The sequence below is a fragment of the Salinilacustrithrix flava genome, assembly GCF_041228405.1.
Taxonomy (GTDB): domain Bacteria; phylum Actinomycetota; class Acidimicrobiia; order Acidimicrobiales; family Salinilacustritrichaceae; genus Salinilacustrithrix; species Salinilacustrithrix flava.
Map to the genome: position 1 here is coordinate 3,115,161 of NZ_CP133888.1, position 20,005 is coordinate 3,135,165.

General features: G+C 71.6%; 8 protein-coding genes. 7 read left to right on the plus strand and 1 reads right to left on the minus strand.

The annotated features are described in order from the left end of the window. Positions 1–18: 18 nt before the first annotated feature. Positions 19–9,003, minus strand: a complete 8,985-nt coding sequence (locus tag RGQ06_RS15335) for a fibronectin type III domain-containing protein (RefSeq protein WP_432430681.1) — start codon at positions 9,001–9,003, stop codon at positions 19–21. A gap of 132 nt (positions 9,004–9,135) precedes the next feature. On the opposite strand from RGQ06_RS15335, the gene RGQ06_RS15340 reads away from it, so the two are divergent. The 7 genes from RGQ06_RS15340 (at position 9,136) to ppc (ending at position 19,991) form a co-directional block, all read left to right on the plus strand. Continuing rightward, the gene (locus RGQ06_RS15340; RefSeq protein ID WP_432429600.1) at positions 9,136–9,780 is read left to right on the plus strand and encodes a hypothetical protein; all 645 of its coding nucleotides are present in this window, start codon (positions 9,136–9,138) and stop codon (positions 9,778–9,780) included. Between the two features lie 174 nt (positions 9,781–9,954). Further along, a complete protein-coding gene (locus tag RGQ06_RS15345; RefSeq protein WP_432429599.1) occupies positions 9,955–11,259 on the plus strand; it encodes a TetR family transcriptional regulator in 1,305 nt (434 codons plus the stop codon). Positions 11,260–11,315: 56 nt separating this feature from the next. After that, a complete protein-coding gene (locus RGQ06_RS15350; protein WP_432429598.1) occupies positions 11,316–12,557 on the plus strand; it encodes a DUF222 domain-containing protein in 1,242 nt (413 codons plus the stop codon). A gap of 106 nt (positions 12,558–12,663) precedes the next feature. Further along, positions 12,664–13,929 (plus strand): TetR/AcrR family transcriptional regulator, encoded by a 1,266-nt coding sequence (locus RGQ06_RS15355; RefSeq protein ID WP_432429597.1) that lies wholly within the window; start codon positions 12,664–12,666, stop codon positions 13,927–13,929. Positions 13,930–14,191: 262 nt separating this feature from the next. Continuing rightward, positions 14,192–15,520: a TetR family transcriptional regulator gene (locus RGQ06_RS15360; RefSeq protein ID WP_432429596.1), complete on the plus strand. Its 1,329-nt coding sequence runs from the start codon at positions 14,192–14,194 to the stop codon at positions 15,518–15,520. A 66-nt stretch (positions 15,521–15,586) separates the two neighbouring features. Beyond that, on the plus strand, positions 15,587–17,191 hold the full coding sequence (locus RGQ06_RS15365; RefSeq protein WP_432429595.1) for a diguanylate cyclase domain-containing protein: 1,605 nt from the start codon (positions 15,587–15,589) through the stop codon (positions 17,189–17,191). A gap of 22 nt (positions 17,192–17,213) precedes the next feature. After that, positions 17,214–19,991, plus strand: coding sequence for a phosphoenolpyruvate carboxylase (gene ppc, locus RGQ06_RS15370; protein ID WP_432429594.1), 2,778 nt, complete (start codon positions 17,214–17,216; stop codon positions 19,989–19,991). The last annotated feature ends 14 nt before the right edge of the window (positions 19,992–20,005 follow it).

A 20,005-nucleotide genomic window follows, 5' to 3' on the forward strand; every position in this document is an offset into this window, starting at 1 on the left:
AGTCGTCGGGTCACCGCCTCAACTTGGGTTCGCCAGTTGTGCGAGCAGGTGCGGTGGCGCGCTCAGTGGGATGTCGTCGGTGGTGCCGTAGCCGGTGCTGGTTTGGCCTTGGATGTACCAGCGTCCGTTGGAGGGGCGGAAGAGGGCGATGTCGGTGGTGCCGTTGCCGTCGTAGTCGCCGGGGACGGGGATGTCGCCGGTGGTGCCGTAGCCGGTGCTGGTTTGGCCTTGGATGTACCAGCGTCCGTTGGAGGGGCGGAAGAGGGCGATGTCGGTGGTGCCGTTGCCGTCGTAGTCGCCGGGGACGGGGATGTCGCCGGTGGTGCCGTAGCCGGTGCTGGTTTGGCCTTGGATGTACCAGCGTCCGTTGGAGGGGCGGAAGAGGGCGATGTCGGTGGTGCCGTTGCCGTCGTAGTCGCCGGGGACGGGGATGTCGCCGGTGGTGCCGTAGCCGGTGCTGGTTTGGCCTTGGATGTACCAGCGTCCGTTGGAGGGGCGGAAGAGGGCGATGTCGGTGGTGCCGTTGCCGTCGTAGTCGCCGGGGACGGGGATGTCGCCGGTGGTGCCGTAGCCGGTGCTGGTTTGGCCTTGGATGTACCAGCGTCCGTTGGAGGGGCGGAAGAAGGCAATGTCAGTGTCGCCGTCCCCGTCGAAGTCAGACAACGCCGACACCGGCGGGCCATCGGGAGCAGATGGTGTCGCAATCTGGGGGCCCACGATCGCGCTGGTGCCGGCGACGTTGATCGCCTCGACGTACACGAAGTACGAGACGCCGTTCTGGAGACCGGTGACTGTGCAGGTCGTGTCGGTCGACAGCCCCTCACACGTGAAGGGGGTGGCACCGCTCAGCGCGGACACCCGGTAGCTGGTGATCGGGGAGCCGCCGTCGGATACCGGTGGCGTCCACGTCACCTCGAGTGAGCCATCGCCGGGCACGATCGAGCTGATCGTCGGCGGCGTCGGCGGCGTCGGGACCGTCGCTGCGATGGTGGCCGGCACGCTGGCGCCGACGGCGCTCTCGGCGACGACCTCGAAGGTGTAGGTGACGCCCTTGGTGAGCCCGGTCACGACGCACGAGGTGTCGCCCGCGCCAGCCGTGCAGCTCGCTCCACCGGGAACGGCGGTGACGGTGAAGCCGGTCAGCACGTCGCCACCGGTGTCGGTCGGTGCCACCCACGACACGGTGATCTCACCGTTGCCGAGCTCGACGGCCAGATCGGTCGGCGGCTGCGGCACCGCGAGGGGCGTCACCACGGGCGTCACGGCGGCGGCGCTCGAGCCGGCCGCGTTCACGGCGACGATGGAGAAGCTGTAGTCCTCGCCGTTGGTCAGGCCTTCGACCGTGCAACCCATAGCCGGCGCTTCGGCCGTGCAGCCGAGGAGCAGTGGCTCGCCGAGGGCGTCGAGTGCCGTCACCACGTAGGAGGTGATCGGTGCGCCGCCGTTGAACACCGGCGCCGCCCAGGACACTTCAACGGTCTGGTTGCCGGCGTCGGCCAACGGGGAACTCGGCACCCAGGGCACCGTCCGTGGCGTGGCGAGCACGCCGGCCGAGGCCGGACCTTCGCCCACCGTGCTCTCAGCTGCCACGTTGAAGCTCAGCAGCTGACCGGCGAACAGGCCGCTGACGTCGCATGTCAGCTCCGTCGTCGTGGTGCAGCCGACCACGTTGCCGGCGCCGTATCGAACGGTGTAGCCGGTGATCGGCGAACCGTTGTCGTTCGGAGCAGTCCACGACACGGTGACGACGCCGTCGAAGAGACCGGTCGTCTGGACGTCGACCGGCACTGCCGTCACGTCGGTCGGCGCATCCGGCGCGGAGACCGGTGCCACCGGCCCGGCGAGGGCGGACGCCGGGCCGGGGCCCGCTGCATTCACCGCAGCGACGGAGAACTGGTAGAGCGTGCCGTTGGCCAGACCAGTGACCTCGAACGAGGTGTCTTCGGCTCCGGCGGTGCCGCCGAGGCCGTCGATCAGCACACCGGACTCGTCGTACACCGACACCTCGAACCCGGTGATCGGCGCGCCGCCGTCGTCGGCGGGCGCCGTCCAGGTCACGGTGGCGGACTGGGCGCCTGGCTCCGCTGCGACATCGGTCGGCGCGCCGGGAACCGTGAAGGTGGTGAACGTGCTGGTGAACGGCGCGGCGAGCGCGTTGCCCACCAGGTCGGTCACCGCAGCGGTCACGTCGACCGTGTAGGTCGTGTCGAGACCGAGCGGCGCGTCCGGAACGATGGTGGCCGACAACCGGTCGGCGCTGAGCGTGACCGTGGCCGGGACCTCGGCGAGCGCACCGTCGAGGAGACGGACCGATCCCGTGGTCACCGTGGCGGGGGCGACCCGCTCGGAGAAGGTCACGACGACCTCGGTCGAAGGATCGACATCGACGCTCGCGTCGGTCGGGTCGACGGCGGTGACCGTCGGCGCGACGGCCTCGTCGAGCAGGAACTCGAGCTGGACCGCGTTCGAGGTCGCGGGGTCCGTCGTCGGGGGATCGACCGTGGCCGTCACCGTGCGGATGCCAGCGGGCAGGACGACCGGCACCTGGATCGTCGCGACGCCGGCGCCATCCGTGTCGGCGGTCGCGGTGCCATCGTCCCAGGTGAACTCCACCGTCTGGTTCGGCAGGAGCGCGCCGCCGTCCACGGCCGTCACGGTCGCAGACACTGCCAGCGAGGTGGGCGGATCCTCCAGCACGCCGAAGTCGACGGGTGCAGCGAGGGTGATGGCCACGTCACCCACGGGCGGCAGCTCGTCCTGGTTCAGGACCTGGATCGGGTTGCCACCGTCGTAGGGGTTCGCAGATGCTGCCAGCGGCGTGAGCAGGCGCTCCCGGCCTTCCGGCGGTGTCGGGTACACCCGCACGATGCCCCAGGAACCGGCGGACAGCCCGCTGATCCCGTGGACGACGCCGTAGCGGTAGTCGCCGATGTTCTGCATGTCGCCACCGGCCGCGTTCAGATGGAACGTGAAGGCACTGCCGGTCGCCATCGAGCCCTGGACACCGGCGCGCACCGAGCCGGTGTCGAAGGCGTGCTCGAGCCAGTTGTGGCCCGAGATCTCGGTCTCGAGCATGCGTGCCCGATCGGACGACTGCACGACGTGCACCCGCAACGGGTCGCCCTGGTACGCCCGGATGATGGGCGTGTCGGGATCGCCGATGGGCGCACCGTTGATCGGGAAGACGCTGCTGAACACGTTCGCCAGCTGCTCGCCGAACTGCGGCAGGTTGAACGGTGCCGCCAGACCGTCGGCAAGCGGGTTCTGCAGCGGAGCCGCCAGACCCAGGCGGTGGTGGAGGGGCGCGTTCTTGTAGCTGATGGCGCGCTCGCCCAGATCGGGCCAGTCGGCCGGGATCGGATCGTCCTGGATCTCGCCCGCGGCGTTGCGGATGTTCAGACCGTTGTGGTGGAACACCACCGCGTCGCGGTAGTCCTCCGCCGCGCCCGGCACCCGCACGTCGACGGCAACACCGGTGGTCACCTCCGCACCGGTGATCTGGTCGTGGAAGGTCGCGTCGGGGGGACCGACGACCAGCGCCGCCAGCAGGCCATGGTGGCGATGGCCGCGGACGTCACCGAAGTCGGTCAGCGGGATCACGCCCAGCTCACCGTCGGTGAGCCCGGTCGGGTTCAGCGGATCGTCGTAGGCGATCTCGTCGGCGTACCAGAGGTACGACCGCGTCTGGCCGGGCCCGGCCGTCTGGTCGAGGCTGTACCCGACGGTCGCGCCGTCGCTCGTGCGCACGTCGTAGCGGAGCAGCGACGGGTGCATCGACACCCGGTTGCCGGCGAACCACGGCGCGCCCCCGCCGGCCAGCGGGACCGGCTCGAGCGGCATCGGGGCGTCGCCGTCCAAGGTGCCGAGGTCGCCGTGTTCGGCGAAGTGCTCCCAATCCACTTCATTGGTCAGGTTGACCACGATGCAGTCGCCCTCGTTGGCGCGCAGCACCAGGGGCTCGAGCGGCTTGGTGCCGGCGCGGATCGCGGCGGCATCCTGCGTGAGCACGTAGGCGAGGCCGTACGGATCGTTGTCGCCGTAGCGGTTGTAGGTGATCGGTACGTCGATCACCGACACGTCGAAGGACGTGAACGTCGAACCTGCGGGACACGAGATGTTCAGCTGCGCCGGAGGCAGCGTGCCGTCCGCGGTCGTACCGCCCGCCGGGATGGTGAGGTTCTGGACACCGCCGTCGGGCAGCGCAACGCCGGCAGGGAGGGTGACGTTGTTGTCGGGCAGCGGCAGCAGGGCCGGCGCGTCACCGACGCCGCTGTCGGTGGTCTGGTCGAACACCCGCATGATGCCCCAGGCGCCGAACCACAGGTCCTCGATGCCGGTCCCGCCGTAGAGGAAGTCGCTCACCCTCGGTTGACCGGGCTGGGTCGGGAAGCACGTGCCCGTCTGCCCCAAACCGCAACCGACCGCGACGTCGTCGACGTTGAAGGCCTCGGACACGCCGATGGGCCTGGTGTTGACGTACGGCGATGCGGGGTCGTCAGCGTCCTTGCGCCATCTGGTGCCGTGGATCGTGAAGTTGTGCTGCTCCTCGTGGGAGCCCTGGATCAGCCGGTACCTGATGTTGTCGCCGCGGAACGCCTTGAGGATCGGCGTCCACGGGTCGCCCCACACCCTCGAGCTGAACGTGTAGGCCGGATCGACCTGCTCACCCAACGCCGCGGGCGCGCCCCCGGGGAACTGCCGCAGCTTCATCGGCGCGTTCTTGTAGTTGATCGCCATGCCGCCCTGGTCGTCCTCCGGAGACGGGAGCGCGGGGACCGGTGGTGCGATCGCGTTGGCCGGGTTCTGGATGTCGGCGAGCGTGAGATCAGCCGCCGCCCCGCCGTTGGGCGGGATGAACAGCGGGATGAAGTCGTGCACGGCCACGCCGTACTCGCGGAAGTCGTCGCCCGCGTTGGGGCCGACCATGTCCATCATGGCGCCGCTGGCCGTGCCGACGCAGGCCACGCCGCAGACCGTTCCGCGCCCCGGGTTGTTGATCGGCTGCAGCCACTGGCCCGTCTCGGGGTCGCGGGAGTCGAAGCCGGCGGGCTCGACGATCAGCGCGTTGAACATGCCGCGGTTCTGCATGACGGCCGCGAAGTGGTGGTCGTGCATGAATACGGTGCGCAGCTCGTAGTCGGCGAACCACCGCTCCTTGAGCGTCTGGCCGTCGCTCAGCCAGGTGGCCTGCTCGGCCGGATCGGTCGGGTCGTACACGGCCGGCAACGGCACGGTGCAACCCTCGGCGAGGCTGCACGGCTGGGTGCCGGCGAGGACCTCGTCGTTGAAGGTGGCCTGGGCCTCGGTGAAGGCGGCCTGCTGGTAGTTCCAGCCGTTGGACGACCCGTCGGAGGCCAGCACGTCGAAGTTCACGAGGTGGATGTGGCCACCGACCATGTTGGTCTGCACGAGCTGCTGGTAGGCGTCGTTGCCGATGTGGTTCGGCGTGCGGTTGGTGAGCTCGAAGTCGATGCAGTCGCCCTGGTTGACCCGGAAGAAGAAGGGCTCGGGCTCCATGTCGCCAGCCAGGATCGCGTTGACATCCTCGTCGGCCACGAGGATGCGGCCCTGGAAGTCGATCCAGTCGGCCTCGTTGTAGACGATGGGCAGCTGGATGACCGACGCCCGGTACGTCACCGTGCGGGCCCCAGCCGGGCAGGGATCGACCGCGGGTGCACCGGGGGTCGGGGCGTTGGCCGGGTCGACCGGGCCACCGGCGACGTAGGTCGGATCGTGGAACTTGCGCGTGGTGTGCTGCTCCCGGGCCAGCTGGAATGCGATCCGGGCGACGTCCGGGTCGGCGGGGAAGAAGCCCACCTCCGGCGTGACCACGACGCCGGGTGCCAACGGGTCGGTCACCGTGGCGGTGATCGTGGCGTCGGTGCCGGCGTCGAGGACGAGCTCGATCACCCACGGGTCGGCGTCGGTGCCCGCGCCGGTGACCACTGCGAAGGTGACGTCGACGAGTGCCTCGAGCGCGCTCTGCACGTCGAGGGCCGACGCGGCCCCACCGGCGGCGGCCGGACCATCGATCGGCGCGGTGGTCTCGGCGCCGACGCTCAGGGTGAGCGCGACCACGTCCGGCTCGGCGGCGACCGCCTGGCTCGCCGGTGCTCCCGCGACCTGCACGACGGTGATCGGAGCGTCCGGCGGCGCCGTCCCGATGCCGGTGATCGTCGGGTCGGCCCCGGTGAAGGTGACGAACTCGACGACGTACGGCGTGGCGTTCGTCCCGTCGCCGGACACGGCCACGTCGTCGACGCCGGCCAGCGCCTCGAGCGCCGCTTCCACGTCGCCGGCGAGGGCCGGAGCGGAGATGGGCGTGGTCGTGGAACCGTCGACGGTCAGCGTGAACTCGGTGATCGTCCCATCGAGCTCGATGGTCTGGGTGTCCGCCGTCCCCGGGATCGGGGTGACCGTGACGCCGGGCAGCACGCCCGGGACCAGTGGCGTGTACTGGGCGGTGATGGTCAGGTCGGGCGTCGAACGCCACAGGACGAGCTGCACCGTCCACGGGTCCGCTTCGGTGCCATCGCCTTCGACGAGGACGGCTTCGATGTTGACCAGCGCCTCGAGGGCGTCCTCGATGTCGAGCGCGGTCGCGGGCAGGTCGATGGGCGCGGTGGTCTCACCGCCGAAGGAGAGCGTGAACGATCCCTCCGTCGCGGTGGAGACGATGTCCTGTGTCGACTCGAGCAGCGCCGGGTCGAGCGCCTTGCCGCCGACGAGGCGCATCGCCGGGGTCTCCACCGGGTTGCCGGCGCCGTCGAGGACGGGCTCCCGGGTGATGGGGTCGAACTCGCGCTGGAACACGCCGTTCACCGGCTGCGGTGCGCGCCAGCCGAACTCGCCGGGGATGAACCGCGGGTAGCCGGGGAAGTCGGTCGACGGGGGGTTCTTCGCCGGGGGCACCGTGGGATGCACGCTCACCACACCGGCGCCGACCTCCTCCAACGCCATCCAGCTGGTGACGAGGCGACCGTCGGGGGTCGCGTTCGTGCCGTCCTCGTACGCGTCGTGGACACGCAGCAACGCCCAGAAGCCGGCGGCGAAGTGGGGGTAGAGGTGGCAGTGGAAGATCGAGTCGCCGACCGTGCCGATGCGGGCGCCGCCGCCGTAGTTCAGGTCTGCGGTGAACGCCGTCCACGGGCTGTAGGTCTGCGAGTCGATGGTGGTCGCCCGAGGCTGGTTCGCCGGGGTCGGCTTCGGCGGGATGGATCCGGCCGGACCGTTGTCGTCGGGTTCCGCAGCCCACGTGTGGGCGTGGAGGTGGAACACGTGGGTCTCGAACACGCCGGCGTGGCCGAAGCGGATCTTGACCGGATCGCCCTGGTAGGCCCGGGCCACGTTCGCGGTGTAGCACGACGTCGCCCGCGTCTCGGTGGGAGCGTTGGTCAGCATGAGGTTGCAGTCCTCGACGTTGACCGCGGCGAGGCCGCCGGGCGTGGCGAGCGGGTCTTCGCCCGCGTAGTCGGGTTCCACCGGCAGCCATGGGCCGGAACCGCTGGCGAGCTTGACGGTGGCCGGGTCGCCGAAGGTCCACGACGACAGCCCGGTCTCCTCACCGACGCAATCCGCGCACCACTCGGGCTTGTACTCCATGCGCTTGTACTCGGCCTCGGAGCCGTAGTTGAACGAGAACCGCTCGGGCGCCTCGACCAGGGGCGCAGCGACCACGGGGATGACGTCCTGGCTGAGCTGCACGGTCTCGCGGTAGCGGCGACCGTCCGGCAGCGCGATGGCGGCGTCGATGTAGAGCTCGCCGCTCTGGCCGGCGACGCCGGCGTACTGGTTGGCAGGCACCGGCGACGAGAGCTCCGCGCCTGACACCGGATCGAACCAGCGCGACCCGGCGGGCTGCACGGCGAGGCCGCCGTACAGCCCGTGCTCCGCGCCGCCACCGTCGGCATTCGCTCCGGCGGGCATGCCCATGTCGCGGAACAGGTAGAGGCCCTCGCTCGACGGGGCTCGCCAGAAGTAGGTGATCGACTCCCCGACACCGACCGTCGTGTCGGTGTTGTGGCCGACGCTGCTGCCGTCGCCCGTGTTGGGCGCATAGGACACGCCGAAGGCGTGCATCGAGACGTGCGGGTCGACCTGCGGGAGGAACGGCGCCATCTGTGCCGGATCGAGCTCGTTGGTGAGCGTGACCTGGATGCACTCGCCAGCGTTGGCGCGCAGCACCAACGGGCGAGGACGGAGGCGCCGCCCCGCGGCCGGGTCGCCCGCGTAGCCGTTGCCCGCGTCGCCCACGATGGGGATGTGCCAGTTCTGGACCGCGAGCTTGTCCTGCTGCAGCACGAACACCATGCCGTCGGGGTCCCCGTCGGTGAGGTGCGGGAAGCCGTCGGGCCCGTTCACCGGGGCGCCGGCGTCGTTCTCCCATCGGGTGTAGGGGATGAAGGCGTTGGCCGCCGCGACGTCGTAGACGCGCACGGCGTTGCCGGCCTCGCAGGCGGGGAGCGGATCGATCGCGGCAGCGGCGGGGCCTGCGGGTGCGGCGATGACGAACAGGCTGGCGAAGAGGCCGACCATCGCCGACCACCGGGCCACGCCGACGGAGGTGCGCGGTGCGCCAGCCGCTCGGACGGCGCGGATCGCGAGGCGGACGACGGGCGGGGCAGCGACGACGAGCAGGGCGAGCGGGGCGACGGCTCCACCATCTCGGAGTGCGTGCTCGAGCGCGCTCATCTCGTGATGGGCAGCGGTCACCAGGCCGTCGTGGTCGGACGACGTGCCCTCGAGCAGACCGTGGAGCCACGAGAGCACCATGGTCGCCACCGAGATGCCCAGCGCGACCGCGACGATCGAGCCGACGGTCTCACTCGCACCGCGCAGCCCGAGCGTGCGACGAACCGTCGGCCACATCAGGTCGACGGCGAGGAGCACGATCGCCACCGCCGTCGCCATCGACACCGAGGCCCGAGCGAGCTCGACGAGCGTCGCGACGCCTGCCCACTCCTCGTGGATCCCGACCTGCAACGCTGCGATCGGAACCGCCATTGCCCCTGCTCGCACGCACAGGGACAGCACTCCACCGTCGTTCTTCATCTCTCGCCCGTTTCCGCTCTAGGGGTTCCTCCGCCCGCTGCGAAGCCCATTCCCCCCTACGAAGTTCGAAGGTATGGTCTTCGGATGGCGGTGCCTAGTGTCACAATCGAAGGTTCTTCCCGGTCTTCGGACATTCCGACCGGCTTGTCAGACGGAGGTCACAGAGGGTGGCTTTTCGTCGGTGCCGCGCTACTAGGCGTAGTGGCATTGGGTGTCTGGGGGCTCACCGCCGACCGCGGGACCCCCGCGACGGTCGGCACGGCGATCAGCCACGACGGCGGTTCGGTGATGGCCATCGGCGCGTGGACCATCGACGACCCGATGCTGGCGATGATGGGTGGCGGCGGGGACGAGGAGAACGCCGATCAGTTCGCGCAGGCGGGCATGCCCATGGCGCCGATGTCGCAGATGATGTCCGACGCGGTGCCCGAGGGGATGAAGCGCGTCGCTGTCGAGCTCGATCTCGTGGCCGGCGACACCGTCATGCGGTTCCCGGGCAGCGGCATGACGCTCGACGTCGACGGCAAGGTCTACCGCCCCTACAGCACGCTGCTGGCCGACGAGCAGCTGCAGCCGAACAGCCAGCTGACTGCGGTGGTGACGTTCGAGGTGCCGATCGAGGTGGAGGCGGCGACGTTCCACCTCGGCCCTGACGCGAAGCCGATCGACGTGGACGTGAGCATGGGGCCCGACGGGCAGGAGCCCGCCACCCACGATCACGACGAATGATGGCGGTGCTCTCTGCGGTCGTCGCGCATCAGGGCGGCTGGGACGAGATCCTCATGGTGGCCGGGCCGCCGCTCGTCCTGATCGGCTTGTTGTACTGGGCGCGCAGCCGGCAGTAGGCCTCCGGTCGCGGGTCGGACGTCCGATGACGCACGTCTCCGATTAGCGTCCCGCGGCATGGCGGGGGACAGACGGGGGCAGCTGGTCGATGCCGGGGTGGCGCTGGCCGTGCAGCAGCGGTTCCAGGACCTGCTGGCCAGCGTGGACACCCGATCGATCACGGGCGAGGCCGGGGTCACCACCGGGTCGTTCTTCCACCACTTCCGCAACCGGGGGCACTTCGCGCAGGCCATCGCCGACCGGTTCGTCGAGATGTGGCGGGTGTCGATCGATCAGATGGTGGGCGACGCTGCCGCCCTGTCGGGTGCGGACCGCGAGGGGGACGTCCGGTCGGTGGCCGAGGCCGAGTGGGGCAACCTCGAGGCGACCATGGTCCAGGCCGACCTGCAGCACCTCCTGTGGGTCGCCCGCGACCAGCCGTTGAGCCAGGAGCGTGACGAGACGGCGGGGGAGGTGCTGGCGCGCTGCTACCGGTACGTGCTCGAGACCGGGGTGCCGGCGTTCCGGGCCGGGGTCGCCGACATGGGCCGCGAGATGATGCCGCCCTTCGACCTCGCGGATCTGTCGGTCACGTTCACGGCCCTGGCCGACGGCATCCAGATGCGCCAGGCGGTGCAGCCCGATGTCGTGCGAGAGGGGCTCTTCGCCGACCTGGTGGCCGCCATGCTCGTCGCCCTGACCCGGCCGGCGGGGGAGCGGGGCGACCCGGTGGAGCTGGCCGACCTCGAGCGCCACCTGGCCACGCCGGTGCGCCGTCCGCCGGCTCCGGAGCGGGAGGCGTCGACGTGGCGCCAGATCGCCGATGCGGCCGCCCCGCTGTTCGTGGGGCGCCCGGTCAGCGAGGTGAAGGTGGCCGATGTGGCGGACGCTGCGGGCGTGAGCACCAGCACCGTGTACCACCAGTTCGGCACGGTCAGCGCGGTGGCGGCCTGCGGGTGGGCGCGACTGCTGCCGGAGCTCACCGCTGTCTCCGCTGCGCCGCTCACGCCCGAGGAGGGGCCGATCGTGCGCCTCGAGCAGGTGCTGGCCCGGTACATCGAGCTGGGCCGGGAGCACCGCGGCGCCCTCGAGGGGCTGGTGCTCGAGATCCTGGCCCTGCGCGGCATCGACGCCGGGCGCACCCGCCCCCGCAACATCGCCGAAGCGGTCCCGCTCGTCGACCTGCTGGTGCCCCACGTGCGGGAGCTGCGGGCCCGGGGCCAGCTGCGCCGGCGGATCGAGGCCGCCGGGCTGTGCAGCACCATCCTCCAGCTGGTCTCGCTGCGCACCCTCACCACGCCCGAGGACCCGGTGGAGCGGATCATCGACGAGACCCTCGGCATCGTGCTGGACGGGGCCCTCGTGGCCGGGAGTGGCCGCTGAGGAGAAATGTCCGATATGGGTTGACTCGAACTGGTGTTCGTTCTATCCTTGGCTGCATGCCTGGAGACCCGGCAACCGAGCTGGCGGCGCTGCTCGCCGTCGACGTGACGCCGCTGTCGCTGCGTCAGCGGGTCGAGCACCAGGCCGCCATCGAGCGGTGCCGCAACCGGCTCGACGCGGTGCTGCTCCGGCGGGTGGCCGAGTTCGACGAGAGCGGTGCGTGGCAGCTGGACGCGGCGACCAGCGCCACCAACTGGTTCCAGGGTCAGGTCGGCGGCGCCCGGAACGTGATGGCGAGCCGGGTCAAGCTGGCTGCGCACCTGGAGTGCATGCCCCACACGCGGGAGGCGTTCGAGGACGGGGAGATCACCGAGTCCCACGCCAAGGTGCTCAGTCGGTGCGTGGCCAACCCCCGGGTTCGGGACCGCTTTGCCGAGGACGAGGTGGAGCTGGTGGGCAAGGCCATGGATCTGAACGCCGATCGGCTCGCCACCGAGGTCGACGCGTGGATCCGCCTCCACGACCAGGACGGCGTGAAGCCGCACGACCCCGAGCACGACACGGTCCACGCCAACCAGGTCGGCGACCGGGTGAAGATCAACGCCGACCTCGGTCTGGAGCACGGGCTGCCGGTGCTGGCCGCGCTGAACGAGCGCCACGACGAGATCTGGCGGCGCGACCGGTCCGTGGTCGACGCCAACCCCGACGACGAGGTGGCCACCCGCACCCCGGGCAACCGGCGGGCCGAGGCGCTCGTCGGCCTGGTGCTCGATGGGGCCGGCGCGGAGTCCAACCCCCGTCGGCGCGAGACGCTGTTCACGGTCCTCATCGACCACGAGACGTTCCTGTCCGGCACCCTGCACCCCGGGACGGTGCTGGAGACCGTGGACGGCACCGTCATCCCCATCGGCATCGCCGAGCGCTGGCTGTGCGACTCGCGCTGGCAGCTGCTCGTGCAGGATGCGACGGGCGAGGTGCTGATGCTCGGTCGGAAGGAGCGCTACGCCAACCGGGCGATCCGCCGGGCGCTGGCGGCTCGCGACCGGGGCTGCGCCGCACCCGGCTGCAGCGCGAAGGTCAGCCACTGCGACGCCCACCACGTCACGTGGTGGGACTACGAGGGTGAGAGCAACATCGACCAGATGGCCCTGCTCTGCCGCCACCACCACCGCCTGGTCCACGCCGGGGCGCTCGAGATCATGATGGTCAACGGGCTGCCGATGTTCTTCGACCGGCACGGCAACGAGCTCACCGACGGCGGGCGCCGACGACCACCGCCCGAAGTCTCCGCCGCGTAGGACGCGGCGACGGCACGGCCCAGGCTCCAACCGAGCAGCTTTCCGGCCACCCCCGCCTCGTGCGGGGGCACCGTCGCGTGCCTGTGGCTGGCTAGCGTCGCCACCGATGTCCGACCGTCGCACTGCGCTGATCGACGCCGGGCTGGAGCTGGTTCTGGAGCAGCGCTTCCAGGACCTCCTCGCCAGCGTCGACACCCGTTCCATCACGGAGAAGGCCGGGGTCACCACCGGGTCCTTCTTCCACCACTTCCGCAACCGGGCCCAGTTCACCGACGCGGTGATTGACCGCCTGGAGCAGCTGTGGGCGGAGTCCACGCAGCGGTCGCTGTCGGCGATCGACGGCTTCACCGAGGGCGTCGAGTTCCGCGCCGCCGCAGCATTGGAGTGGCAGCGGCTCGAATCGGAGCAGCAGCCCAGCGTCCTCCAGCACCTCCTCTTCGCGGTGGTGGGCCAGCCGGTGAGCGACGACACCGACCGCACGGCCGGCGACGTCCTGGCCGCCCGCTACCGGGCCCTGCAGGAGTCGGTGCTGCCGGCGTACCGGCGGGGCCTGGCCTCCATCGGCCGGGAGATGATGCCGCCCTTCACCGACCGCGACCTGGCGGTCGCCCTGACGGCCATCGGCGCCGGCCTCAAGGCCCGCCGCTTCGCCGATCCCGAGGCGGTCCGGCCCGAGCTGTACGCCGATCTCGTGTCCGTCCTGGTCATCGCCGTCACCCGGCCGGTGGGGGAGCAGGTCGAGGGCAGCGAGCTCGCGTCGCTGGAGCGCCAGCTCGTCAGCCCGCCCAGCGGCCTCCTGCCGCCGAAGGCCGAGAGCGGGACCTGGCGCCACATCGCCGAGGCGGCCGCCCCGCTGTTCTCGGATCGGCGGGTCGGCGAGGTGAAGGTGTCCGAGGTCGCCGCCGCCGCAGGGGTCAGCGCCAGCACCGTCTACCACCAGTTCGGCACCGTCAGCGCGGTGGCGGCGGCGGGGTGGGTCCGGTACCTGCCCGAGCTGGAGGCCATCTCCACCGAGCCGCTGACGGCGCAGGAGGGGCCGATCGTGCGGATGGAGCAGGTGCTCACCCGCTTCATCGAGGTGGCTCGGGCCAACCGGGGCGCGCTGGAGGGGCTGGTGATGGAATCGGTGAACCGGACCGGCGAGAGCCCGTTCCCGGTGGCCCCGATCCCGTCGCTGCTCGTCCCGCACGTGCGCGAGCTGCGCACCCGGGGGCTCCTGCGCCGACGGGTCGACAGCGTCGGCCTGGCGCGGTCGATCACCCAGCTCGTGGCCATGCGGGTGCTGGCGGTGCCCGACGAGCCCGACGAGCGCGTCATCGACGACACGCTCGGCATGCTGCTCGAGGGTGCCCTGGCCCGGGAGGGCCGCTGACGGGCGACGAGTGACGAGCAACCCGAGGGCGAAGCGGCCGGGGTGCGCCGACCGCTTCGCCGCCAGGGGCTGGAAGGACGGCCCGGAAGGGCCATCCACAGGTTCCCGCTGCGTGTTCAGTCAACCACCCAGATGTGACCCGTGGCCTGACAAGACATTGCTTGCGGTACGTGAGCCCGTAGCAGGTGCTATGTGCGTTCGGTCCGGACAATTGCCGCTCGGGTGGCCGGCAGCGCCCTGACCTGCGACTACGTTCCCCGCCGTGACGGTCGACCGGCGGGCAGAGATGATCGACGCCGGGATCTCTCTGATCGCGCAGCAGCGATTCCAAGACCTCCTCGCCGCGGTGGAGACCCGGTCGATCGCCGACGAGGTCGGGGTGACGACCGGCTCGTTCTTCCACCACTTCCGGAACCGCTCGCACTTCGCCCAGGCGGTGGCCGACGCCTTCGCGGCCCGGTGGTGCGCCCGGGTCGACCGCCTCTCGGGTGCGGCATCGGGCTCGAACGACCGCCAGGGCCTCGACGGCATTCGACCCGCCGCCGCCGAGGAGTGGGCCGGCCTCGTCGCCGACGAGGAGGAGCTGGCCGTGCTCCAGCACCTGCTGTGGTCCGTGCGGCACCAGGAGCTGGGCGAAGACACCAGCCGCACCGCCGGCGACGTGCTGGGGGAGGCCTACCGGACCCTCACCGAGCGCGTCGAGACCACCTACCTGCGGGGCGTGCGCCTGATGGGGCGCGAGATGCTCCCGCCGTTCAGTGGACGCGACCTGACCGTGATCATGACCGCCATCGCCGAGGGCCTCCAGCGGCGGCACGGCGCCGATCCGGACGCCGTGCGCGACGGCCTCTACTCCGACACGGTGACGGCGGTCGTCCTCGGGATCACGCGCCCCCGGGTCGAGCGCTCGGACGTCGCACCGGCTCCCGAGCTCTCGACGCTCGAGTCCCGCCTGCTGGTGCGCCCGCGCCAAGCCGAGACCGGGGACGACGGGTCCGGTGCGCCGATCGAGACCTGGCGCCACATCGCTGACGCCGCCGCCCACCTCTTCATCGATCGGAGCGCCGCGGACGTGCGCGTCTCCGAGGTGGCGGCCGCTGCCGGGGTGAGCGCGACCACCGTGTACCACCACTTCGGCACGGTGAACGCCGTCGCGGCTGCGGCCTGGGCCCGGCACGTGCCCGAGCTCGAGGCGATCGCGTCGGTGCCGATCACCGCGGAGGAGGGCCCGATCCGGCGGATCGAGCAGGTGCTCCTGCGCTACGTGCAGCTCGCCCGCGAGAATCGGGGCGCGACCGAGGCGCTGGCCGCCCAGATCGTCGCCGAGGCGGCGCCGTCCCCCGAGCGCGAGTGGCCCCGCGACACCCGCGCCCTGGTCCCGCTGCCCGGCGTCCTCCTCCCGCTGATCCGCGAGCTGCGCGCCGTGGGTCGCCTCCGCCGGCGCATGGAGACGGTCCGGCTGGCTCGCTCCCTCGTGCACCTCTGCACGATGCAGGCCCTGCTGTTCAGCCAGGAGTCCGACGAGCGCATCGTCGACGAGACCATGTCGCTGATCTTCGACGGTGCGCTGGTGGCGCCGAGCGACGGATAGCTCCAGTTCCGGGCTGAAAGTGCCGATCGAGGTGCCATGGATCTGGGAGGGGTCATGGGAGGTGTGATGGAAGGAGCGGTGGACGGGGAGCGCGTGCTCTCCGAGACCGTCCTGCACCACCTGCTCGACCGATCGGCTGACGTCACCGTCCTCGTCGATGCCAGCACCGGGCGGTCGATCCACCGCTGGTACGACCCGAGCACGAGCCGCCTGCACCTGCCGCTGTCACCGACGGCGCGCGCCATCACCTGGATGCACCCCGACGACCTGCCGGCCGTGCTCGACGTCATGGCGGTCGTCGCCCACGAGGGTGGGAGCCGCTCGACCGTGGCCCGGGTCCACCCCGACCACGCCGCGGTGGTCGGCAGCTCGCTGATGATCGTCGCCCACGACGTGAGCGCCAGCGTGCCCTTCGGCATCCTCGTCCACGCCTGGCTGGTCGACTTCGATGCCGCCGCCCTCGAGGGCGCCGAGGCCGGGGTGGCCATGTCGTCCCTGGCCGAGGCCGCGCCGGTCGGGCTGCAGGTGCGCAGCGGCAACGGCAGCGTGTCGTTCGAGAACAGCCGCTTCTCCGCGCTGGTCGGCGCCGGTCGGGACGAGGTCGAGGCCCGCATCAGCGCTGCCCTCGACAGCACCGCCATCGACACCGTGTCCGACCTCGCGGTCGACGGCCGCTCACTGCGCCTCCGCGTCGTGCCCACCCGGGACGCCGAGCACCGGCTGCTCCTCGCCGTCGCCTCCCTCGAGGACGTCACGAGCCAGCGGGCAGCCGAGGGCCTCTTCCGCGCCGTGTTCGACGGCTCGCCCGTGGCCACCGCCGTCGTGGACCTCGACGGCCGCTTCGTGCAGGTGAACGACGCCCTGGCGATGATCTGCGGTCGCCCGTCCGACGACCTGCTCGGGCGGGGGTTCGCCGAGATCACCCACCCCGACGACCTGGCCGTCGACGAGGAGCTGCTCGCCGAGGTCCGGGCCGGCCGCCGGGGCGGCTACCAGATGGAGAAGCGGTTCCTGCACCGTGCCGGCCACGAGGTGTGGGTGGAGCTCACCGTCTCGGCCGTGCACGACGCCGCCGGCGCCATCAGCCACTTCGTGTCCCACGTGGAGGACATCTCCGGGCGCAAGGCGCTCATCGACATGGCCGACTCGTCGGAGGACCTCGCCTACTGGGCGACGCACGACCACCTCACCGGCCTGCCCAACCGCCGCTACCTCGACAGCTACCTCACGTCGAACCTCGGACCCCGCCGCCGCGCCGACGACCACCTGGTCGTGCTCTTCCTCGACCTGGACGACTTCAAGCCGGTCAACGACCGGCACGGGCACCAGACCGGCGACGAGGTGCTGCGGACCATCGCCCGCCGGCTCCGCAGCGCGGCCCGGGAGGACGAGCTGGTGGCCCGCTACGGCGGCGACGAGTTCGTCGTCGTGACGACGCGGGCCCGCACCGCCTACGACGTGTCGCTGCTCGCCGAGCGGATCCTGGGTGCCGTGCGCACACCGATCGTCGGCCTCACCGAGGACCCGATCCTCGTGGGCGCGAGCGTCGGCATCGGGCACGCCCACGGCGACGAGGACCCCGCCGCCCTCCTGACGCGGGCCGACGCCGCGTCGTACCGGGCCAAGCGCGCCGGCAAGGGCCGCATCGAGTACGCGCCCGGCACCGTCTGAACCCACCGATACCCTCGGCCCCATGCAGGAGCAGGAGCCGGTGCTCGACGGCCCCGACGAGGCGATGCGCGCCGACATCCGTCGGCTCGGCAACCAGCTCGGCCAGGCCATCGCCCGCCAGGAGGGCGACGCCATGCTCGACCTGGTCGAGCGCGTCCGCGTCCTCGCCCGCCGCATCCGCACCGACCAGCACGCCGGGAGCACGGCCGGGAACACAGGCGGGAGCAGGGACCTGGGAGCGTTGCTGCGGGACGTCTCACCCGTGGATGCGATCCGGCTGGTCCGGGCGTTCACGCTCTACTTCCACCTGGCCAACGCCACGGAGCAGGTCCACCGCATCGAGGAGCTGAACCAGCGCACGGCCGACGCCGGACGGATCACCGACACCATCGAGCGGCTCCTCGGCGCCGGCCACGACATCGACGAGATCTCTGCCGCCGTGGCCCGGACCGAGCTCCGGCCCGTCTTCACCGCCCACCCGACCGAGGCGTCGCGCCGGTCGATCCTCGACAAGCTCACCGAGATCGCCACCCGCCTGGAGCGGCGCCAGCACCCGGCCGCCACCGCCACCGAGCAGCGCCGCATCGACCGCCGCATCGACGAGCTCATCGACGCCATGTGGCAGACCGATGAGCTGCGCCGGCGGCGGCCCACGCCCTCGGACGAGGCCCGCTCGGTGCTCTACGTGCTCGAGCAGGTCACCCGCCGGGGCCTGCCCGAGCTGCTCGAGGACCTGGCCCTGTCCCTCGAGCGCGCCGGCGGCTCGCTACCGCCCGACGCCGCCCCGGTCCGCTTCGGCAGCTGGGTCGGCGGCGACCGGGACGGGAACCCCAACGTCACGGCCGAGACCACCGCCGAGGTGCTCGAGCTGCACCGGGAGCGCGCCCTGCAGCTGCTGGCCGGAGAGATCGACCGACTGCGCGGGGAGCTGTCCATGTCCGACCGGATCCGCGCCGCCAGCGACGAGCTGCGCGCCGCCGTCGAGGCCGACCGCACCCGCTTCCCCGACGTCCACGAGCGGGTCGGCCGCCGGGTGGAGGGGGAGTGGTACCGGCTCCGCCTCGCCGTCATCGCCGAGCGCCTCCGGGCCACCGAGACCACCCCCGACTCCCCGCGTGCCTACCGCAGCCCCGCCGAGCTGGACGACGACCTCGCCGTCCTCGACCGCTCGCTCCGGGAGCACGGCGGCGCGCTCCTCGCCGACGGACCCCTGGCCCGCACGCGGCGGCTGCTCGCCACCGTCGGGTTCCACCTCGCCACCCTCGATCTCCGCGAGCACGCCGCCCGCCTGCACGAGTCGCTCGCCGGCCTCTTCGCCGGCTGCGGCATCGACTACCCGCAGGACAGCAGCTCCCCAGAAGCCCGAGAAGCCCGGCAGGCCCTGCTCGTGACCGAGCTCGAGAGCCGTCGCCCGCTGGCGCCGCCCGGCACGCCGGTGCCCGACAACGACCCGCTGCTCGCCTTCCGGGCGCTGCGCGACGTGCTCGACCAGCGTGGCGACGACGTCGTGGAGTCCTACATCGTCTCCATGACCAAGGGCGTCGACGACATCCTCGCCGCTGTGCTCCTCGCCCGGGAGGTGGGCCTCGTCGACCTGTCCGCCGGGGTCGCCCGCCTCGGCTTCGTGCCGCTGTTCGAGACCATCGACGACCTGCGTGGCATCGAGGACGTGCTCGAGCGGTTGCTCGCGGTGCCCGGGTACCGGCGCATCGTCGAGCTCCGCGGCGTCCAGGAGGTGATGGTCGGGTACTCCGACTCCAACAAGGACGGCGGCATCACCACCAGCCAGTGGGAGATCCACAAGGCGCTGCGCCGCATCCGCGACCTCGCCGAGCGCCACGACCTGCCCATCCGCGTCTTCCACGGGCGGGGCGGCACGATCGGCCGGGGCGGGGGTCCGACCAACACCTCGATCCTGGCCCAGCCGGCCGGGCTCATCCGGGGCGAGGTCAAGATCACCGAGCAGGGCGAGGTCATCGCCGACAAGTACGGCCGGCCCGACCTGGCCCAGCGCAACCTCGACCTCGCCATGTCCGCGGTCATCGAGGCGACGGTCGCACGGCGCGGCCCCCGCCACGACGACGCCACCCGCGCCCGCTGGGTCGAGGTCATGGACCTCGCGTCCGATGCCGCCTACGCCGCCTACCGGCGCTTCGTCGACGACCCCGACCTGCCCGAGTACTTCCGCACGTCGACACCCGTCGAGGAGCTCGGCGAGCTGAACATCGGATCACGCCCCGCCCGGCGCACCACGCAGGGCGACGGCGGCATGACGCTGGCCGGGCTGCGAGCCATCCCCTGGGTGTTCGGCTGGACCCAGTCCCGCCAGATCATTCCCGGCTGGTTCGGCGTCGGCACCGGGATCGAGTCCGCGGTTGCAGCCGGCCACGGAGAAACGCTCACCGAGATGCTGCGGGAGTGGACGTTCTTCCGCACCTTCCTCTCCAACGTGGAGATGACCCTGGCCAAGACGGACCTGGGGATCTCGTCCCGCTACGTCGAGGCGCTGGTGCCGACCGAGCTGCACCACCTGTTCGACGTCGTGCGCGACGAGCACGCCCGGACCCTCGCCGCCGTCACCGCCCTCACCGGCCGGGAGCTGCTCGGCGACCTCCCGACCATCGCCCACACCCTCCGCGTGCGCGACCGCTACCTCGACCCGATCCACGTCCTCCAGGTCGCCCTGCTCGAGCGGACCCGCGCCCTCGATGACCGGGAGAGCGCCGAGTCGCGCCGCTTGCGCCGCGCCCTGCTGCTCAGCGTCAACGGCGTCGCCGCCGGCATGCGCAACACCGGCTGACGCCCGGTCGCGTC